The following is a 248-nucleotide window of genomic DNA, read 5'->3' on the forward strand; positions in this document are numbered from 1 at the left end:
CTTACTCCCTGTCTTTCATCTCTTAATGTTATTGTTTTATCTACTATATCTTTTTCCGTACTTTTTAGTAATGTTCCCGATTTCCCCCTTATATTCCCTGCTATGTTTTCTACTTCTTTTCCTTCCACATAAACTATGCCGTTTCCTTCTATCTTTCCTATATTTCGTATACTTTCCGTTATTCCGTATACTTCCGTATATGTTTTTATTCCTTTAAACGGTAACTTTACACTTCTTTCCCTTGTCAA

1 protein-coding gene is annotated in these 248 nt (G+C 33.5%); it reads right to left on the reverse strand.

Annotation, left to right across the window (positions count from 1 at the left end; translation table 11 throughout):
* On the reverse strand, nt 1-248 hold a 248-nt coding region (locus EII29_RS12555), incomplete at both ends, for a hypothetical protein (RefSeq protein ID WP_158612584.1).

The sequence above is a fragment of the Leptotrichia sp. OH3620_COT-345 genome (genome assembly GCF_003932895.1).
Lineage (GTDB): Bacteria > Fusobacteriota > Fusobacteriia > Fusobacteriales > Leptotrichiaceae > Pseudoleptotrichia.